This window comes from Chryseobacterium sp. RR2-3-20 (assembly GCF_017808115.1).
GTDB classification, from domain to species: domain Bacteria; phylum Bacteroidota; class Bacteroidia; order Flavobacteriales; family Weeksellaceae; genus Chryseobacterium; species Chryseobacterium oryzae.
Genome location: NZ_JADQBD010000013.1, coordinates 22964 through 40090 on the forward strand (window position 1 = coordinate 22964; position 17127 = coordinate 40090).

General features: G+C 31.5%; 17 protein-coding genes. 2 read left to right on the forward strand and 15 right to left on the reverse strand.

Going from position 1 to position 17127, the window contains the following annotated elements:
- Positions 1-492: 492 nt before the first annotated feature.
- Both IV513_RS05250 and IV513_RS05255 read right to left on the reverse strand, forming a co-directional pair.
- Entirely contained in the window at positions 493-1350 is an 858-nt protein-coding gene (locus IV513_RS05250) for a hypothetical protein (RefSeq protein ID WP_209389462.1), read from the reverse strand.
- 11 nt (positions 1351-1361) lie between these two features.
- Positions 1362-2411, reverse strand: coding sequence for an acyltransferase (locus tag IV513_RS05255; protein WP_209389464.1), 1050 nt, complete (start codon positions 2409-2411; stop codon positions 1362-1364).
- Between the two features lie 148 nt (positions 2412-2559).
- Between IV513_RS05255 and IV513_RS05260 the strand changes: the two genes are divergently transcribed.
- On the forward strand, positions 2560-3438 hold the full coding sequence (locus IV513_RS05260; RefSeq protein ID WP_209389467.1) for a glycosyltransferase family 8 protein: 879 nt from the start codon (positions 2560-2562) through the stop codon (positions 3436-3438).
- A gap of 11 nt (positions 3439-3449) precedes the next feature.
- Positions 3450-4289, forward strand: a complete 840-nt coding sequence (locus tag IV513_RS05265; protein WP_209389469.1) for a glycosyltransferase family A protein — start codon at positions 3450-3452, stop codon at positions 4287-4289.
- On the opposite strand, the gene IV513_RS05270 is transcribed toward IV513_RS05265, so the two are convergent.
- The 13 genes from IV513_RS05270 to rfbB all read right to left on the reverse strand — a co-directional run bounded on the left by IV513_RS05270 (position 4278) and on the right by rfbB (position 17116).
- Positions 4278-5258, reverse strand: a complete 981-nt coding sequence (locus tag IV513_RS05270; protein ID WP_209389471.1) for a hypothetical protein — start codon at positions 5256-5258, stop codon at positions 4278-4280. The two genes, IV513_RS05265 and IV513_RS05270, sit on opposite strands and share 12 nt — an antisense overlap.
- A 3-nt stretch (positions 5259-5261) precedes the next feature.
- Positions 5262-6392, reverse strand: a complete 1131-nt coding sequence (locus tag IV513_RS05275; RefSeq protein WP_209389483.1) for a glycosyltransferase family 4 protein — start codon at positions 6390-6392, stop codon at positions 5262-5264.
- 36 nt (positions 6393-6428) lie between these two features.
- Positions 6429-7427, reverse strand: a complete 999-nt coding sequence (locus tag IV513_RS05280) for a hypothetical protein (RefSeq protein WP_209389484.1) — start codon at positions 7425-7427, stop codon at positions 6429-6431.
- Between the two features lie 49 nt (positions 7428-7476).
- On the reverse strand, positions 7477-8418 hold the full coding sequence (locus tag IV513_RS05285; RefSeq protein ID WP_209389485.1) for a hypothetical protein: 942 nt from the start codon (positions 8416-8418) through the stop codon (positions 7477-7479).
- Between the two features lie 12 nt (positions 8419-8430).
- Positions 8431-9273 (reverse strand): glycosyltransferase, encoded by an 843-nt coding sequence (locus IV513_RS05290; protein WP_209389487.1) that lies wholly within the window; start codon positions 9271-9273, stop codon positions 8431-8433.
- A gap of 4 nt (positions 9274-9277) precedes the next feature.
- On the reverse strand, positions 9278-10138 hold the full coding sequence (locus tag IV513_RS05295) for a glycosyltransferase family 2 protein (protein ID WP_245168868.1): 861 nt from the start codon (positions 10136-10138) through the stop codon (positions 9278-9280).
- Positions 10139-10532: 394 nt separating this feature from the next.
- Positions 10533-11399, reverse strand: a complete 867-nt coding sequence (locus tag IV513_RS05300) for a glycosyltransferase family 2 protein (RefSeq protein ID WP_209389489.1) — start codon at positions 11397-11399, stop codon at positions 10533-10535.
- Between the two features lie 3 nt (positions 11400-11402).
- On the reverse strand, positions 11403-12269 hold the full coding sequence (locus IV513_RS05305; protein ID WP_209389490.1) for an alpha-1,2-fucosyltransferase: 867 nt from the start codon (positions 12267-12269) through the stop codon (positions 11403-11405).
- Positions 12256-12822 (reverse strand): DapH/DapD/GlmU-related protein, encoded by a 567-nt coding sequence (locus IV513_RS05310; RefSeq protein ID WP_209389492.1) that lies wholly within the window; start codon positions 12820-12822, stop codon positions 12256-12258. The genes IV513_RS05305 and IV513_RS05310 overlap by 14 nt, the downstream gene beginning before the upstream one ends.
- Positions 12803-14056 (reverse strand): ABC transporter ATP-binding protein, encoded by a 1254-nt coding sequence (locus IV513_RS05315; RefSeq protein WP_209389493.1) that lies wholly within the window; start codon positions 14054-14056, stop codon positions 12803-12805. Before IV513_RS05315 ends, IV513_RS05310 begins: the two co-directional genes overlap by 20 nt.
- 78 nt (positions 14057-14134) lie before the next feature.
- Positions 14135-14992 carry an ABC transporter permease gene (locus tag IV513_RS05320; protein ID WP_209389494.1) on the reverse strand — a complete coding sequence of 286 codons (858 nt, stop codon included), beginning with the start codon at positions 14990-14992 and terminating at the stop codon, positions 14135-14137.
- A 172-nt stretch (positions 14993-15164) separates the two neighbouring features.
- Positions 15165-16025 (reverse strand): glucose-1-phosphate thymidylyltransferase RfbA, encoded by an 861-nt coding sequence (gene rfbA, locus IV513_RS05325; protein ID WP_209389496.1) that lies wholly within the window; start codon positions 16023-16025, stop codon positions 15165-15167.
- A gap of 11 nt (positions 16026-16036) precedes the next feature.
- Entirely contained in the window at positions 16037-17116 is a 1080-nt protein-coding gene (rfbB, locus tag IV513_RS05330; RefSeq protein WP_209389498.1) for a dTDP-glucose 4,6-dehydratase, read from the reverse strand.
- Positions 17117-17127: the final 11 nt, after the last annotated feature.

Genomic DNA, 17127 nt, shown 5'->3' on the forward strand with positions numbered 1-17127 from the left:
CCTATTTTCCAGTAAGAATGGTTTAATTCGAAAACTCTCTTAAGATTTATAAATAAGAGTAACCCAAGAGGAATGATTAATATTTCTGACCAAGAATATGTTGTAATGGAAAAAAAGCCCCAGGATAAAGTTAAAATCCAATATAGCTTCCATTCTTGGAGATATTTTTTTGCAATAAATAAAGATGATAAAATGCATATTGCATTAATAATTTTTGAACATAGAAAATAATCATTCAAAAAAGTATTGAAAGTTCGCAGAATGACAGGATACATGATAGGAAAAAGACTATTTGTAATTCGAGGTAAATTATCTGCAATCATATAATAATCTCGAGAATCATTTGTCTCTGTTATAAAGTATAAGGCACTATATATTATAACGAATATATGTATAAGAGGAACTGTATAATAAATTTTGTCTTTCATGTTATACAATTATGGATATTTTAAAATTTAGTATATTAATGATTAATGTATTGTTTTCATTAAACTACAATTTATAAAAGTCCTTTATTTTCTTATGTCCAACATGTAGAATAACTTCTTCGCCAAGACCTTCGTTTCCATCGCAAAGACACCATTGTTTGGGTAGGATGTATGGGTAAAATCCGGTTTTCCATGCGGATTTCCACATCACAAGGGATGCTCTTGAAGGATCTGTCATCATGATTTCACAACAATTTTCATAAAAAATCTTTCCTTTTTCGTCATTTTTCCATAAAGTCATGGGGCTTTGGTTGTAAGAATGCCCTAAACCTAAGCTTTCATCGGTGATTGGTTTTCCGTCTCTGGACCAGATCATATCCTGTCTTAGCAGTTGCCTGTCGTTATCGGGGACACAGAATCCGAATTTTTCAGTTAAATAAATAAGAGCTATTATGTCGCTGGAAACTACTTCCATATCGGAATCTAAAACACATTTAAAATCTGCATCAGATTGAGTCAAAGAATAAAATTTAAAATAATCTGCAGTTCTGTAGCCATATCTTTCATGCTCTGGATGAGCAACGGGGGAAGTTGCCCGGATGAGGTTTACTCCCTCTATTTCTAAATTGAAATCGGAGTAAACAGTATATTTGGCATTAGGGAAATATTTCTTTAAAGTCCGTAAAGAAGGATCCAAACGGGATTCTCCATTCTGAAAATCGGCTCCACCTCCATTTACTCTCTGTTCTCCAAATTCTGCGAAGAAAAATTCTATTTTTATAGAACTGATGAAGGTTTGATCTGCTTCAGAAAAAGGTTCATCACGGAATGGCTTTTCTTTCTTTTTTTTGTTGGTAGCAATGGCTTCCCCTTTTAGTACAGCCCAAGCGCGTTCAATTCTATATAATAATGTTCCTAGCATGTTTCTGGATATTAGAAATTAATTTTTTTAATTTTTTCACGCAATGGCTTCTCTATAAAACGATAGCTTAAAGCAGAAAAAAATAATAAAGCAATAGTACCACAAATAAAAAGTTTCAGATCCCCTGATACATGAAATTTTTGTAAAATAAACTCTGTGAATAAAAAAACAGGAATTTGCAAAATATAGATACCATAACTTATCTCTCCTAAGAATACAAAAAAATTACATCTGAAAATCTGGGTTATTATTCCCGTATTTAAAGACATTATTATGATGAATGGGATAAAAAGTAACGCCAAAAATCCATCATGATAATTCAAGAATTCCGGGCGAAAAACCAGTGCAGTGGGTATTGCTAGGAAAATGAGAAGAATGGCATAATCATAATTTCCAGACTTATTTTTTAAATATTGAATAAAAAATAATCCTGCAAGATTTCCAACCAAAAATTGATTGAGATGCATGATCGGAAAATACAAAAGAAATCTTTTTGTAAATAATGCGTTATTGATTTCCCAATGGCTGTTTATTGCCCAGCAAAGAAAAATCTGTGTAATCCCCCAAAATATGAGTATAGGGAATAAAAGCTGCTTAACAGTATATTTTCTGTAAAAATAATTAAAAGCAAAAGGAAAAATAACATAAAAAAGAAGTTCTACGGATAATGACCATCCTGTAAGATTAACGGTAAAAACCTTATCCGGAAACCATGCTTGTAACATTATTATATTTAAAATTATATCTGTAGCAAGAATGTTTTCTTTAGGATATAATAAATGCAAAGCAAGCATTAAGAATATGGCAAAAAGGTATAAAGGATATATTCTTGCAAATCTGTTTTTAAGAAAAGACTTAAATTTAATCGTCTTACTGTTTCCATAAGCAATTATCATTACAAAACCAGATAAAATAAAAAAAAAGCTTACGCCTACATTAGCTTGCGTTAGAATTTTACTAACGATTGGATTAGAAAAAATGTTAAGAGGTCTTCCGAAATGATAAGCAACAATAGCCAATGCTGCTACAAAACGAGTAAAGGTTAATTGCTCAATTCTCATGAATTTGCTTAGTTTTTTTCATCATTATCATTCTATTTTACAGCGGCAGGAAATATTTCTTTAATCTGTGATAGAAATAACTTTCTGCAAATATATGAAGATTAAAGTTTTTAATGTATTTCTTTGTATTTTTGAGATATTTTTTAAAATGATGAATTTTCTTCCCATTGTATTTACTTGTGATGATTCTTATTTCAAGTACACGAGTGTGGTTATTGCCTCACTTCTAACGAACCAAAATAAGGATTGCAGGTATGAAATTAATATCATAAGTGAATACATAAGTCAGGAAAATCAAAAACTGGCAGAACAGCAAATTTCTAAGTTTCCCAACTTCTCTCTGAAATTTATAACATTAGAAAATTTTGATGCGGATAAATTCTATCTCAATTCCTATATGAGTGTAAGTACATACTACAGATTTTATATTCCTCAGTTGTTTCCTCAATATGAAAGAATATTGTATCTGGATAGTGATCTTATTGTGGATGCAGATATTTCTGAGCTGGCTTCAATAGATTTTGAAGAGCGATTAGCCATCTGTTCGCCAAGTCCATTCGTTATAGACAAAATAAAGGAAGGAAAAGATAAAGTTTTTACCGAAACTTATTTTCGCAATTATCTGCAAATGCCCGATCCGTTAAAGTATTTTAATGCCGGGGTAATGTTATATAATTTGAAGAAAATGAATGAAATTAATATAACTGAAAAACTTTTCGGTGCGTTAGAAACCATTAAAGAACCGTTATTGCAGGATCAGGATATTCTTAATTCTGTTTTATCAAGAAATGGTGGTATAAAATTGATTTCCAGTAAATATAACATGACGAAATCTTACCGGATTACAGCCAAAAGAATTTTTTTAGAAAATATGAAAGAGTTTTTTGGTCTCAGTAAAAAAGAAAATTGGTTTTATATCTATCATTATGTTGGGAAGGATAAACCCTGGATGGGAAAAAGAATAGACGGTCTTTTATTCGAAAAATATGCTAAAAAGTCTCCTTTTTTTAAAGAAATTTTTTCTTAAATTAAAAGTTTATGCTATTTACCATATTTACTCCAGCATACAATAGAGGATATATTATTGAAAACTTATACCAAAGTTTGCTTAAACAGTCTTTCAGAGATTTTGAATGGTTAATTGTTGATGATGGTTCTACCGATAATACGGAAGCATTAATTCAATCTTTTATTGCTGAAAATAAGTTGAATATAAGATATTTTAAACAAAAAAATCAGGGTAAACATATTGCAATTAATTCAGGACTAAAAGAAGCCCGAGGTTTCTACTTTTTCACAGTGGATAGTGATGATTTTTTACCCAATGACAGTTTAGAAATATTGCAGCAAGAAAGTAATAATATTAAAAAAGATAATAATGCGGGGTTGATTGGTTTAAGGTCTTATATTAATCAGGATGTTATTAAAAGATCTTTCGATGGTCAACAAATGGAATGTTCTTCTTTGGATTTTACCTACAAATATGGCTACAACGAAGAAATGGCAGTCTGCATAAAAACTTCAATAGCTCAACAATTTCCATTTCCTGTTATAGAGGGAGAGAAGTTTTGTCCGGAGTCTTTGGTGCTAAACAGAATCTCCCAAAACTATACCTTTTATTACTTTGGTAGGTCGATATATACAGGAGATTATTTAGAAGATGGCTTATCAGCAAAATACTGGGAAAACTTTAAAAAATCGGTAAATTACGCTCTTATTTACTGGTCAGAACTTGCATCATCCAATATTCCTAAAGAAATCAGAATAAAAGCTCTGAAAAACTATTTTGCATTTTCCCATAATATCCCCAACCAAATATTTAGAATTCTGAAAGATATTTCTCCATCAAATATTATTCTCTACTATTTAAACAAGTAATCTTTGAACCCAGTTTTTGAATTCATACTGCTCTACAATTTTTGATTCAATTGTTTGATATGGTTTTTTGAGAAATTCTGATAACCCCTCGAAATTTTTATAATCGGTAACGAAAATATTATCGGGATGATAAAAATCGTACGATTGTACTGTAGCATTGTTGGTAATTACTTTTTTCTTATAATTGAGAGCCTCAAAAAAACGAAGTGAAAGTCCGCCATGTTCCTCACGTTTCATATCAATCAACACAGACGCTTTTTTTACCATTTCTAAATTTTCCTGATAAGATGTTGCCTCGACAAGGTTTTTAATTCTGTTGTCGTTATTGGCATATTCTTTATCTGTATTAAGATAAATAAGAGGTTCTGAAGAAATTTTATTGTCATCAAGATAGGATAGAAGATGCTGTATTTTTTCATGTCTTTCCGGAAGATACTGCCCAATGTAAAAAAAATCGTACTCTGCTTTATAATCCGTATCATCTTTTTCATAAAAACAGTTCGTGATGAATTTTAAATCATAATCCGGGTAGTTTTTTATATCTTCTTGATCAAAAACAAAAATTTCATCAAAATATTTTCGGTAAGAAAGAATTTTTTTGGATACAGAAATGCCGTCAAGCTGATAATCTATCATTTTTTTGCTGATTTTTCTTGCTTTTTCTATTACATATTCAGGAACAAGATCTCCCCGAATGACCAGACAATAATCAAAACTATTATTTTGAAGTTGCTGAACACTTTTTTTGCAATATCTCTCAAAGTTTATTTTATTGGCAATGATAGGATATTGTTTATTTTTAAGAACATTTCTATAGAAAAGATTCGTTAGCTTTTGAAGGAAAGTAAACTGATTATAGTAGAGTTTGTTTTTAAAAAGTATTTCCAGATCATACCCGTTTTTAATAAACTGATCTACGAATGGTTCGCCTAATACTTGGTTTTTGTATATAAATAGAACCTTTGTCATCTTTTACGAAATAATTTTGTGGGTAATTTCCTTAAATTTTTTTCTCCAAATCTCCCAGTTGAGTTCTTTTTCATATTTTATTCTTGCCTGTTGGGAAAAACTATGTAAGAGTTCTTCATTATTAATAATTTTTTCGATAGCCGCTGCATATTCTTTCGCAGACGAATTTTGAGAAAGCAGCAATCCTGTTTTTCCGTTTTCTACATGAGCCGAAACCCCGCCTGTATCTGTTGTAATGATGGGCAAACCATATGCTGCAGCTTCGCAGAACGCAATAGGTGTACAATCTGCTTTTGTGGGAACAAAAAGAAAATGAGACTGCAAAAGATGAGCCTGAATCTTTGCTAAATCTTCATCGTTATTCTTGTTAAGATAGGGAATAATATTTACCCAGGTCTCATTTAAATTGGGGTTGCAGCCGATAATCTGTAATTTTACCGAATAACCTTTTTGGTGAAGAATCTTTATGGTTTCATAAGCAAGGTGGCCTCTTTTTCTTTCCCAGTCTACCGCTAGAAATAAGAAAATAAATTCTTTATTTTTCTCTTGGATTAAGTTTTCTGCCGCAGGAGCTTTTAAATTGGCTCCAAATTTTAAAACTTTTACTTTTTCAGGATTAATGCCATAAGCTTGAACAGCATAATTCGCAGCCCATTCGGAAGAGAAAATATTTATGGCACTTTTATTCAGCATTATTTTCTCAACCTGTTTGGTTTCCCATTTAGAAAGCCATCCAAATCCCGAATAATAGGGGTAATAATTTAATAATTGGGCAACATTGGCATCATTGAGATAGATAATGGGTATTCTGGTTTTAACAAAAGCAAAATCGTTGAGGTAAGTTGGAACAAAAAGAATATCATAATTTTTATCCTTTAAAAAAGAGGAAATTTTTTTCCCGAGTTTTTTTGACGAGTGAAAATTAACTTTTGTATTGTAACCGCGATGAAAAATTGTATAAAATAGCTTCTGGATTTTGGTGAGTTTTGCAGTTTCCTGCTCATCTAACTTTATTTGCGGAATCCATTCTATCTCATAGCCTAATGCAGAGATTTGTTCGTACATTTTATACATTGTTCCGGACCAATTTGCCTTATTTTCCAGAGGCATAGAACTGTAAAAACCGATTTTCATGATGGGATTTTCTTTTGGTAACTGAGATTTTTAAGCTTAATTAGAAGAAATTTCTAATATCTTTCTCAACCAGACTTTAAAAGAATAATCTTGTATAATATCGTTATCAATTTTATAATAATCTCTGTTAAGAAAGTTTGAAACCTCAACAGTGTCTATAGATTTATAATCGACAACTAAAATATTGTCTGGATGATAAAAGTTATAATTTTTAACATCTGTATTATTGGTAATTATTTTTTTTTCGTAATACATTGCTTCAAAGAAACGAAAAGATAAACCATTATGAACATCCATTTTAAGGTCTATTATGCATTTTGACTTCATTACATTGCTGAGGTTTTCTTCATAAGAAATATAATCTGAAAAAAATATCAAAGCTGATGAGTTTTCTTTCTCTTGCCCCGAAACCATAAAATGGATTCTTTGCTGAGGTAGAAGGTGAGCCAAATTTTCCAAAATTTTAATACGTTCGTTTAAACCTATACCAATGTAATAAAGATCATATACAACTTCTTTGGTTTCACGATAATGCTCAAAATAAAAGTTAGGAATAAATATTAATTCTAGCTCAGGGTAGAGAGAAATATCATCTTTTTCAAAACTGTAGATTGAAGAAAAATATTTCTTTTTATCAAATATATCAGGGCACATTTTTACACCATCGCACTGGTAGTTTATTAATTCATTTCCCAATACACGTAGTCTAGCTAATACATGTGCAGGTAACCTATCTCCTCTGCAAAATAAAATTTTTTCATACTTGTTATTTTTAATTTTATCTAAGCAACGTTTGTAGTAATTATTTTGGATTGTAGTTTCAACTTTTTTATAGTAATCTCTTTTCTTAAGAATATGAATGTAGAATAAATTGCAAATTTTGTGGAATAACTTCAAAAGTCGATATTCTCTCCTTGTTCTTTTAATAAAAAATTCGTCAACAATATATTCATCCTTCAGAATTTCTTTGCTGTTTTTTATGAATAATTCTGTGAAAAGAGGATTTACAATTAACAGGTTAGATTTATGAAGCATATTCTGTTGTTTGTATTTATTTTTATAGATCTTGAGTTAATTTTTAGGATTATTTACTCCAAATTATTTTTTTGATCATCTTTTTTTGTTGATTAAAGGAAAGTCTCGAAAAGAAAAATTTTAACTCTTTAGCAAACTGATTGGTTGTTATTACCTTTTTCTTGAGGTAGCTTGCCTCAATAATTCTAAATGTAAAACCATTTTGCCATCCTGCCTGAATATCTAAAACAATCGTAGAATTTAATGTAATTTTCAAATAATCATGAATTGAAATGCCGTTCTGCAGATAATTGAAAGCATATTTATTTTCCAAAGTATCTACCTCCAGGTCATGCTTTACGATACTAATATCAAGATTGATTTTGGCTTTTTGAAAATTTATATTATCCAGAATCTCTGTAATGATTCTATCTCTTCTATCTGCAATATTGCCAACGTAGGATATAACATCAGCACGTTTTACAGGCAAATCTTTTTTTAATTGTTCAATTTGTGCGACCGGATAATAGAAATTAGTTTCGTATTTGAGTCTAAGATCCGGATAATTGATGATGCTGTTCTTATCAAAACAAAATATGTCTGAAAATAAATGCCTCGACTTACGAATCGAAATGGATTTTGGCATATTCACACTATCCCATAAATAGCTGACAAGTTTATGGTGAGAATGTTTTGAAAGATAACGTAAGGAATGTACATTAAAATTATCTGAGCGGATTATTATGATATAATCATAAATATCGCATACTTTTTCTTTAATTTGTCTTAGATAATGTTTATTTTTATGCTTAATGTCCAAATTTGTCCAATAAGAATTATCTTTTAAAAACAGCCTTTTAAAAATATTAATATATTTATGATAAAACTTTCTTTTGTAAGTAAAATTATTATCAATTAAAAAGAAATCGATATTATAACCTAAACTTTGCAAAAAGCATATAGCATCTTGTTGTATAAAGCCTTGTTCTATAATTAGTATTTTTGGACTCATTAAAAAATTATATTATATACTCCAATAGATTATTCTTAATGCTTTCAAGAAGCCTTTTACGCCTAATCTTTTTAAATTTAGAAATTTAACGAGGTGAAATAAAATTTCCCTTTTTGTAAATTCATATTCTTTTAGATGATGAGCAAAAAGCCTGTATATCCTAATCTCTGTGTCATTATTAATTCTGTTTTCTTTGTAAAAATTTTTGTTGAGTTTTCGGTTTAAGAGCAATTGTTCTAACCAAACTTTTGTTAAGCTTCCTGCAGAAAAATGAGAAATATTAATTCTATTGGTAATGAAATTCTGAAATTTACTGTCTAAATGCAAAGAAAAAGAAATGTCATAAGAATGAAAATTTGTTAATCTTTCATCAAATTTATACTCTGCCCAAGTAGCTTTTTTACATGCGATAAAAACGCCATCTATAAACCTCACTTTTAGCAATCCATTTTCACTGCCTGCAAAGGTGTAATCGTGTCTTTCGTTTGTCTTTTTATTAATATGGGCAAGATGACTGTATGCATATCCGGAAACCATCCACCATCCGCAGGGTACATTAGGTATGTAAGTAGCTCCTGCCACACCGATACATCCAATATTCTCGGTTTGTAAATAGTCAACTAATATTTCGCCCCAATTTTGAGTTTCAAACAAAACATCTTCGTGCACAAAAAGTAAGTTTTCATATTTTGCTTTTTCTGCACCTATATTATATGCTTTACATATCCCCATTACACCGGGATTCCATATTTGGATGATTTCATAATCAATATTTTTTCCAATTGTATTTTTAACATTTTCAGAAAATTGAACGAAAAAATCTTCTTGATAAGATGAGGTTATTATTGAAAGCATTATTTTAAAACTTAATTGTAGTTCTAATTTTACTATAAATTTTGTAAAATCTACTATTAACTAATTTTTGAATTCTGGCCTCTAGATTTCTATTAAGAATATCTTTTGACAGATTAAGGTCATTTAATCTCTTAAACATTAATGATTTTATAATGTCTGAGTGATTATTATATATTACAGCATTAGCAAAATTAATAAGTTCAAAATTTAACCCTACTGAATTTGGATTGATACGGTAGTAAGCTAAGTTTTTATTTACAAAAAATGTCCTTTTTTCAGATTCATAATATCGAATCCAAAAATCCCAATCTTCTTTCGATTTTAATTTTGTATTAAACGTAATATTGTTGATTGTATCTTTATGAAATAACGCGCAATGAATTGGAATATTTAAGCCATTGTCCCATTTTAGAATTATATTTTCCAAATTAAAACTAGCGTTTTCTAAATGACAAAACGGTGGATAATTAAGTTCTGATTTAAATAACTCAAAATTCGTGATAATAATATCATTGTTTTCAAAAAAAAGATTTGAACTCTCAAATTTTTCCCTCGCAATTTTATCATCACAATCTAAAAACTGAATCCATTCTCCATTACAAATTTCTATTCCAGCATTCCTTGCAGATGACAACCCGTCATTTTCCTTATATAAATATTTAAATCTAGAATCTTTTTCAACCCATAGCTTGGCTACTTCTTCGGTATTATCTGGCGATCCATCATTCACGATAATGCACTCCCAGTTTTCGTAGGTTTGGTCGAGGACAGATTGCAGGCATTCATCGAGGTACTGTGCCTGGTTATAACAGGGGACGATGACGGAAATAAGAGGTTGTGTCATTTGTTGTTTTCTTGTTGACAAAGATATTGAAATTTGAGATAGAAGACTAAGATTTGCCTAAGATTGCCTTTTTTCTTGGAGTAAAATGTGAGATAAAATACTCATGGTGCTATGGGTTATAAGTTGAATGGCAAAAGATAGAGAGTAAAAAACTTTTGGCAGGATGCCAAAAGTCCTTTAGGTTGTTTTTTATATAAAGCTATTGTATTAACAAGATTTTTCGTTCTTTAGTTCTGCTGTGGTTTTGCTAAAAAACTGAGGCATATCCTGATGAATGAATCTCCATTCACTTTTAATAATAGTACTAAAAACAAACAAGTTGTTATCATTCTGTAGAAAGCTAAACTGTTTTATTGTATTATTACAAAATAGAGCTAAACTATATATAATTAAAGATATTCATTGTCATTTTTTATCACAAATACTTATATGCTTTAAAAAGACCTATTTTGTATAAAAGTTTTAAAATTCTCGACTTCTTCAACAAACTTAATTTGCGGTCTTTTTGTGCAATTTCGAAGTCATAACGCTCTTTTCTTACAAATTTTTCCAGAAACAAATTTTCGATATTAACATTTCTTCGTTCTGCCATTTTTATAAGAGCCACCCAATGCCAAAAATAGGCTTTATCTGTATTGCTATTTGTAGAAATCCCGCCAGCATGTACCCTATAGAGATAGAGGTCTTCATCAATATATTTTACAGGAGCTACCTCGCACATTTTCATATATATATCCTTATCTTCGGCTTTTTTATTTTGTATGTCAATTCCGCTGGTTTGGTTATAAACAGCTTTCTTAAAAGTCGCTAAGTGAGATATTTCTCCTGCAAAGTTATAATAAGCAGAAACATCAAGCTCTTGGATCTGAGTGGCTTTATGTGCACTTGTAGGTACTAGCAAATCATCACAAAAAATAAAATTAGAATATACCAACCCTACTTCTGGGAAGTCCAAATGAGCCTTTATAGAGGCCTCTAAGGCATTAGGTGTGAAAGCATCGTCTGGGTCTAATCTTCCAAAAATATCGGCTCTACTAAGAGAAATACCTTTTATCAATGTTTTTTGATATCCTAGATTTTCTTCGTTCTGATAGAATCGAAAACGAGTGTCTTGTTGAATCAAATCTTTTATCACCTCAACAGAGTTATCGGTAGAGCCATCATCTATGACTATAGCTTCCCAATTTTTTTCAGTTTGAGCCATTAGACTATTATAACAGTCTTTGAAAAAATGACCATTGTTGTAATTGGCGATTAATATTGATATTTTAGGATTTTCCATTGTTTATATTTTGAACCAATTCTGAGGAATAAAGTCGTCAATATTAAAGTTGGCAACTTTAGGATTAAACCAGTTTTTGGGTGCTATTGTGCAGCCATTTTCATCACCAAGCCATGCCCCCCACCAGCTAAAGCTGCTGTTAGCGATAATATGATGTTTGCAATGAGACATTAAGCACATATCTTTCCAGCTATCTTTACCCATATTTCCTTCTACAAAACTTACTTCTTGTGAATCATTGAATAGTGTTTTTGCAAATTCTAAATCATCAGAAAATACAAAAAAATGTGTTTCATCAAACTTATTCTTTATAAAATTAATGGCACTTTCGTAGTATTCCCATGGTAAAATACCATGATACTTCAACACTTCGGGCTTTAAGTAATCACCTCTTCTAATATGAACAGATACCGAATTTTTCACAGATGTTATCTTATGCGAAGTATATTTATTCTGAGTATCCAAATTAGGAAAGGTAAATTCTTTTATAAGTATTGAACGGATATCTTTAAAATATTTTTCCGATTGAAAATATCCGTCGAAATATATGTTTTTTACATCAGGAATTGAGATCAGCTCGTTTTCGGTCTGCTTTATAATTTTTGTATACCCGTAAAACAGTTTTCTTAGTAATCTGTTTTTGAGAGACTTTCCGAAGCATATATTTCTTTGTTTCTGTGAAAAATCTCTGTAAGCAATATTGAAAATATCAAGTTCAAACTCTCTTTTAGTGAAATGCTCTGTAGAAATATTATTGGTTTTCAGAAAAGAAAAGTCTAAAAAAACCTTTTCATTAATACTTTTGCTTTTGGCTATAGCATACTGAAACATTTGGTTTCCCAAACCGCCTTGGAGTTTAGTGATTATCATTTGTGCTTTTTTCTAATCTTGAACCAATTTTTTTTGCAGGAACCCCTCCATAAATAGAATAATCTTCAACGTCTTTTGTTACGCAGCTGTTAGCTGCAATGACTGCACCTTTACCAATATGTACTCCATCAGTAATAGTAGAATTAGCACCTATCCAAACGTCATCATCAATAGTTATAGGGCCTTTAGTAATATCATCAGCAAACCTTATTGGTACTTTTACTTGGAGAAAATTGTGATTTCCAGAAGCTATCATACAATGAGGAGCAATTAGTACATTTTCGCCTATTGTAACATTGCCTCCGTAGATTACAGTAAAAGGATTTAGTTGCGTATTGTTGCCTATTTTTATCTTTCCATTAAAGATTTGAATAATAGCATTTTCCTTAATTTCAACATTGTTACCAATGATTAAGTTGTCATAATTATCAATTCTAACGGTCTTATGAATCCAAGAATTCTTGTAATTCACATAATTTTTTTTATAACTAGGAATCTCTTTTTTAAAAAATGAGATAAGAAAATTTTTTATTTTATAGAGATGTAATTTCATTATCAAATTGTTTAGCGAAAATACCAGTAGATCCATCTGCTTTTTCAATTCTGTCATTTGAAAATATATTCTCAACGTTAACAGAAAGGAAATTATCATCATAAAATATAGATCTTTTGTTTTTAGTCACACCAAATAATAGATTATATCTCCCTGCTTGTAAAGGAAAGTCTCTAATATTAAAGTCAAATGAATATAATCCAGATTTTAAATTTAAAGGATTACTCCAAGAAGTGTTAACAGCAATGTCTGTTTGCGTAGTCATCCCTAAGCCAAAAACATAACCAGAAATGTCATTATTAACTTCAAATGTTATGTTTACTTTCCAACTCTCGTTTACAAGCAAACTAGAAATTTCTTCATTTTCATCATTCAAAACACTTGCATATTTTAGGGTTATGAAATCATCTATTCTTTCATTGTATATTTTCCTTGCATTATTTTTATCATTAGCCAACAGATATGTGTTTATTGTATTATTTATCCCTCCAGAATATTTCATTCTTCCGTTTTCTAAGTATATACCAGTTGTGCAAAGCTTTGAAATTGAATCTAAATTATGACTCACAAACAAAATAGTTCTTCCTTCTCCCTTTGTAACATCCCCCATTTTCCCCAAGCATTTCTTCTGAAACTCAGCATCACCTACTGCCAAAACTTCATCTACAATCAAGATTTCAGATTCTAAATGTGCGGCAACTGCAAAAGCCAAACGAACATACATCCCGGAAGAATATCTTTTTACAGGGGTATCAATATATCGTTCAACGCCTGAGAAGTCCACAATTTCATCAAACTTTCTGGTAATTTCTTTTTTCGTCATTCCTAAGATTGCTCCATTGAGAAAAATATTTTCTCTACCCGTCATCTCCGGATGAAAACCGGTGCCAACCTCCAAAAGAGAGGCAATCCTACCATTGGTGTACAATTTTCCGGTAGTGGGTTTGGTTACTTTACTTAATATTTTAAGAAGTGTAGATTTTCCTGCTCCGTTTCTACCTATAATACCAACGGCATCACCTTGTTCAATTTCAAAATTAATATCGCGAAGTGACCACACATAATCCGAACTCCCTTTGGAAGAACGATCGTTGGCGTCTCCAATTTTAAGATAAGGGTCTTCTTTACCTCTTACCTTGTGCCAAAACCGATTAAGGTCATGCGTAAGAGTTCCTGTACCCACCTGTCCGAGTCGGTATTGTTTTGATATATTTTCAGCTTTTAATGCAAGCATGTGTTTTATTTGATGTTTAAATTAAAAAGGATAAAACTAAAGCAATGTATCCATCTGGATACATCATTTAATTTTCGGTTAAACAGTATCTATAAAAGATTTTTCAGATTTATTAAAGATAACGATCCCAAGAAGTAAAACTAAAATGATAAATGCAAAACTCATCAAAAGTCTTGAAACATTAAAGTCTCCGGAACCTATAAAACCATATTTAAAACATTCAAAAATCGGCGTTAAAGGATTAAGGTCTGCTAAGAATCCATAGCTTCCAAGTTTCTGCTTCACTAAAGAAGTGGGTAAAATTACCGGTGTAAACCACATGAATAAACTTACTCCAAATCCTAAAAGCAACGATAAATCTCTGTATTTTGTTGTAAGAGAGGAGAAAATCATACCCAATCCTAAAGAAAATAAAGCCAGAAATATAATTAAGACAGGGAAGAAAAATGCCCAGGAATTGGGATGTACTTCGCCTTTGTAAAAATAATATCCTAATACAATCCAAAATAAAACCAACTGTATTCCCAACCGCATAAAGCTGGAAATGATGGTAGAGATTGGAGTAACCAGTCTTGGGAAATATACTTTACCGAAAATCCCTGCATTTCCGGTAAATACATTAGAAACACTCAGCATTGTAGTACTGAAATATCCCCAAAGTGTATTACCCGCAAGATAGAAGAGGATAGGAGGGATGCCGTCTGTGGGAAGATTGGCTATACCCCCAAAAACTAAAGTGAAAACAATAGTTGTTAAAATAGGATTAATGAAAAACCAAAGTGGTCCCAAAATAGTTTGCTTAAAAGATGCAATAAAGTCTCTTTTTACAAACATGAATACAAGATCACGGTATTGCCAGACTTCCTTTAAATTAAGCTTGAATAAAGAGTGATGCGCCTCAATGGTTTCTGTCCACTTTTGCTGTGGTTCATTCATTTGTGGGGATTTTTTTGCAAATTTATAATAAATTATTGATTTACAGAATTCTTGTAGGTTGTTACAGCAGATAAATAAACAATTCTTAATGTAAAGGTATTGATATTTATGCCTTTAGCAAAAAAGCTACCGATAAATATAGGTAGCTTTTGTTTATTGGATGTGATTCGGATTATTTTATTAAATTTTTAAGGTAGTTCCCATATCCGCTTTTTCCGTATTTTGTCGCAGTTTCTAAAAGCTTTTCGTCATTAATGAATTTATTTCTCCATGCAATTTCTTCGATGCAGCCGATTTTAAATCCCTGTCGTTTTTCGATTACACTTACAAACTCTGATGCATCATGAAGAGAATCGAAAGTTCCCGTATCCAGCCATGCTGTTCCTCTGTCTAGAACGCCTACTTCCAATTTGTTTTTGCTCAGATAGACATTATTTACATCTGTAATTTCCAGTTCGCCTCTTGGTGATGGTTTAATGTTTTTTGCAATTTCCACAACATCGTTGTCGTAGAAATATAATCCGGGTACGGCATAATTCGACTTTGGTTTCAAAGGCTTTTCTTCAATGGATATTGCTTTAAAATCATCATCAAATTCTACCACTCCATAACGTTCGGGGTCTGTAACATGGTATGCGAAGACCACTCCGCCGTCTGGATTGGTTTTATGTTTGAGAAGTGTTCCCATTTCAGAACCGTAGAAAATATTATCGCCTAACACTAATGCTGCTGCATCATTTCCGATAAATTCATCCCCTAAAATAAATGCCTGTGCCAATCCGTCCGGACTTGGCTGTATTTTGTATTGAATATTGCATCCAATTTGTGATCCGTCACCCAAAAGTTTAATAAAACCTGCCTGATCGTGTGGTGTTGTGATAATTAAAATATCTTTAATCCCTGCCAATAAAAGCGTAGAAAGTGGATAATAAATCATGGGTTTGTCATAAACAGGCATCAGTTGCTTACTTACTGCAATGGTTAATGGATATAATCTGGTTCCTGAACCTCCAGCTAGAATAATTCCTTTCATAACTTTAAGTATTAAGAATATTGCTTGTCGTAGTATTTCTGATAATCTCCTGAAGTTACATTATCCAGCCATTCTTTGTTTTCCAAAAACCAGTCAATCGTTTTTGATAAGCCTTCTTCGAAAGTTACAGAGGGTTTCCAGCCGAGATCTTTATTAAGTTTATTGGCATCTATTGCGTAACGTTTATCATGTCCCGGTCTGTCTTTAACGTAAGTGATTAGTTTTTCAGAATAACCTTCCGGTTTTCCTAATTTGGTGTCGAGTTGTTTAATTAATTCTTTCACCAAATCAATGTTCTGCCATTCGTTAAATCCTCCGATGTTGTACGTTTCTCCTGTTTTTGCCTCGTTGAAGATTTGATGAATTGCTCTTGCGTGATCGATTACAAATAACCAATCTCTTGTATATTTTCCATCACCATAGATAGGTAAATCTTTTTCATTAAGGATATTAGAAATACAAAGCGGAATCAGCTTTTCCGGAAAATGGTTTGGTCCGTAATTGTTTGAACAATTGGAAACTATAAAAGGCATCCCATAAGTATTTCCGTATGCTCTTACCAAATGGTCGGATGCGGCTTTACTTGCAGAATATGGCGATTGTGGATCGTAAGGAGTTGTTTCTAGAAAGAAGCCTGTTTCTCCTAAGCTTCCATAAACTTCGTCAGTAGAAACGTGGTAGAAAAGATTGGTTCTTTTTTCATTCGGAAATCTTCCGTGAGTGTGATCTGGGTTTAAAGTCCAAAATTCTTTACAAAGATTCAAAAGGTTGGCGGTTCCGTTTACATTGGTATTAATGAATGCCATTGGATCTGTAATACTTCGGTCTACATGGCTTTCTGCTGCCAAATGCACTACTGCATCGGGGTTGTATTTTTCAAATACTTTTCTTAGTTCTTCCGGTTTGGTGATATCTGCTTTTTCGAAAATGTAATTGGGTTCATTTTCAATATCTTTTAGATTTTCAAGATTACCCGCATATGTTAACGCATCCAGATTGATAATTTTGGTATTTGGATTGTTCTTTACGAATTCTCTGACAACGTGAGAACCAATAAATCCTGCGCCACCTGTAATGATTATATTTTTCATAATAATGTGCA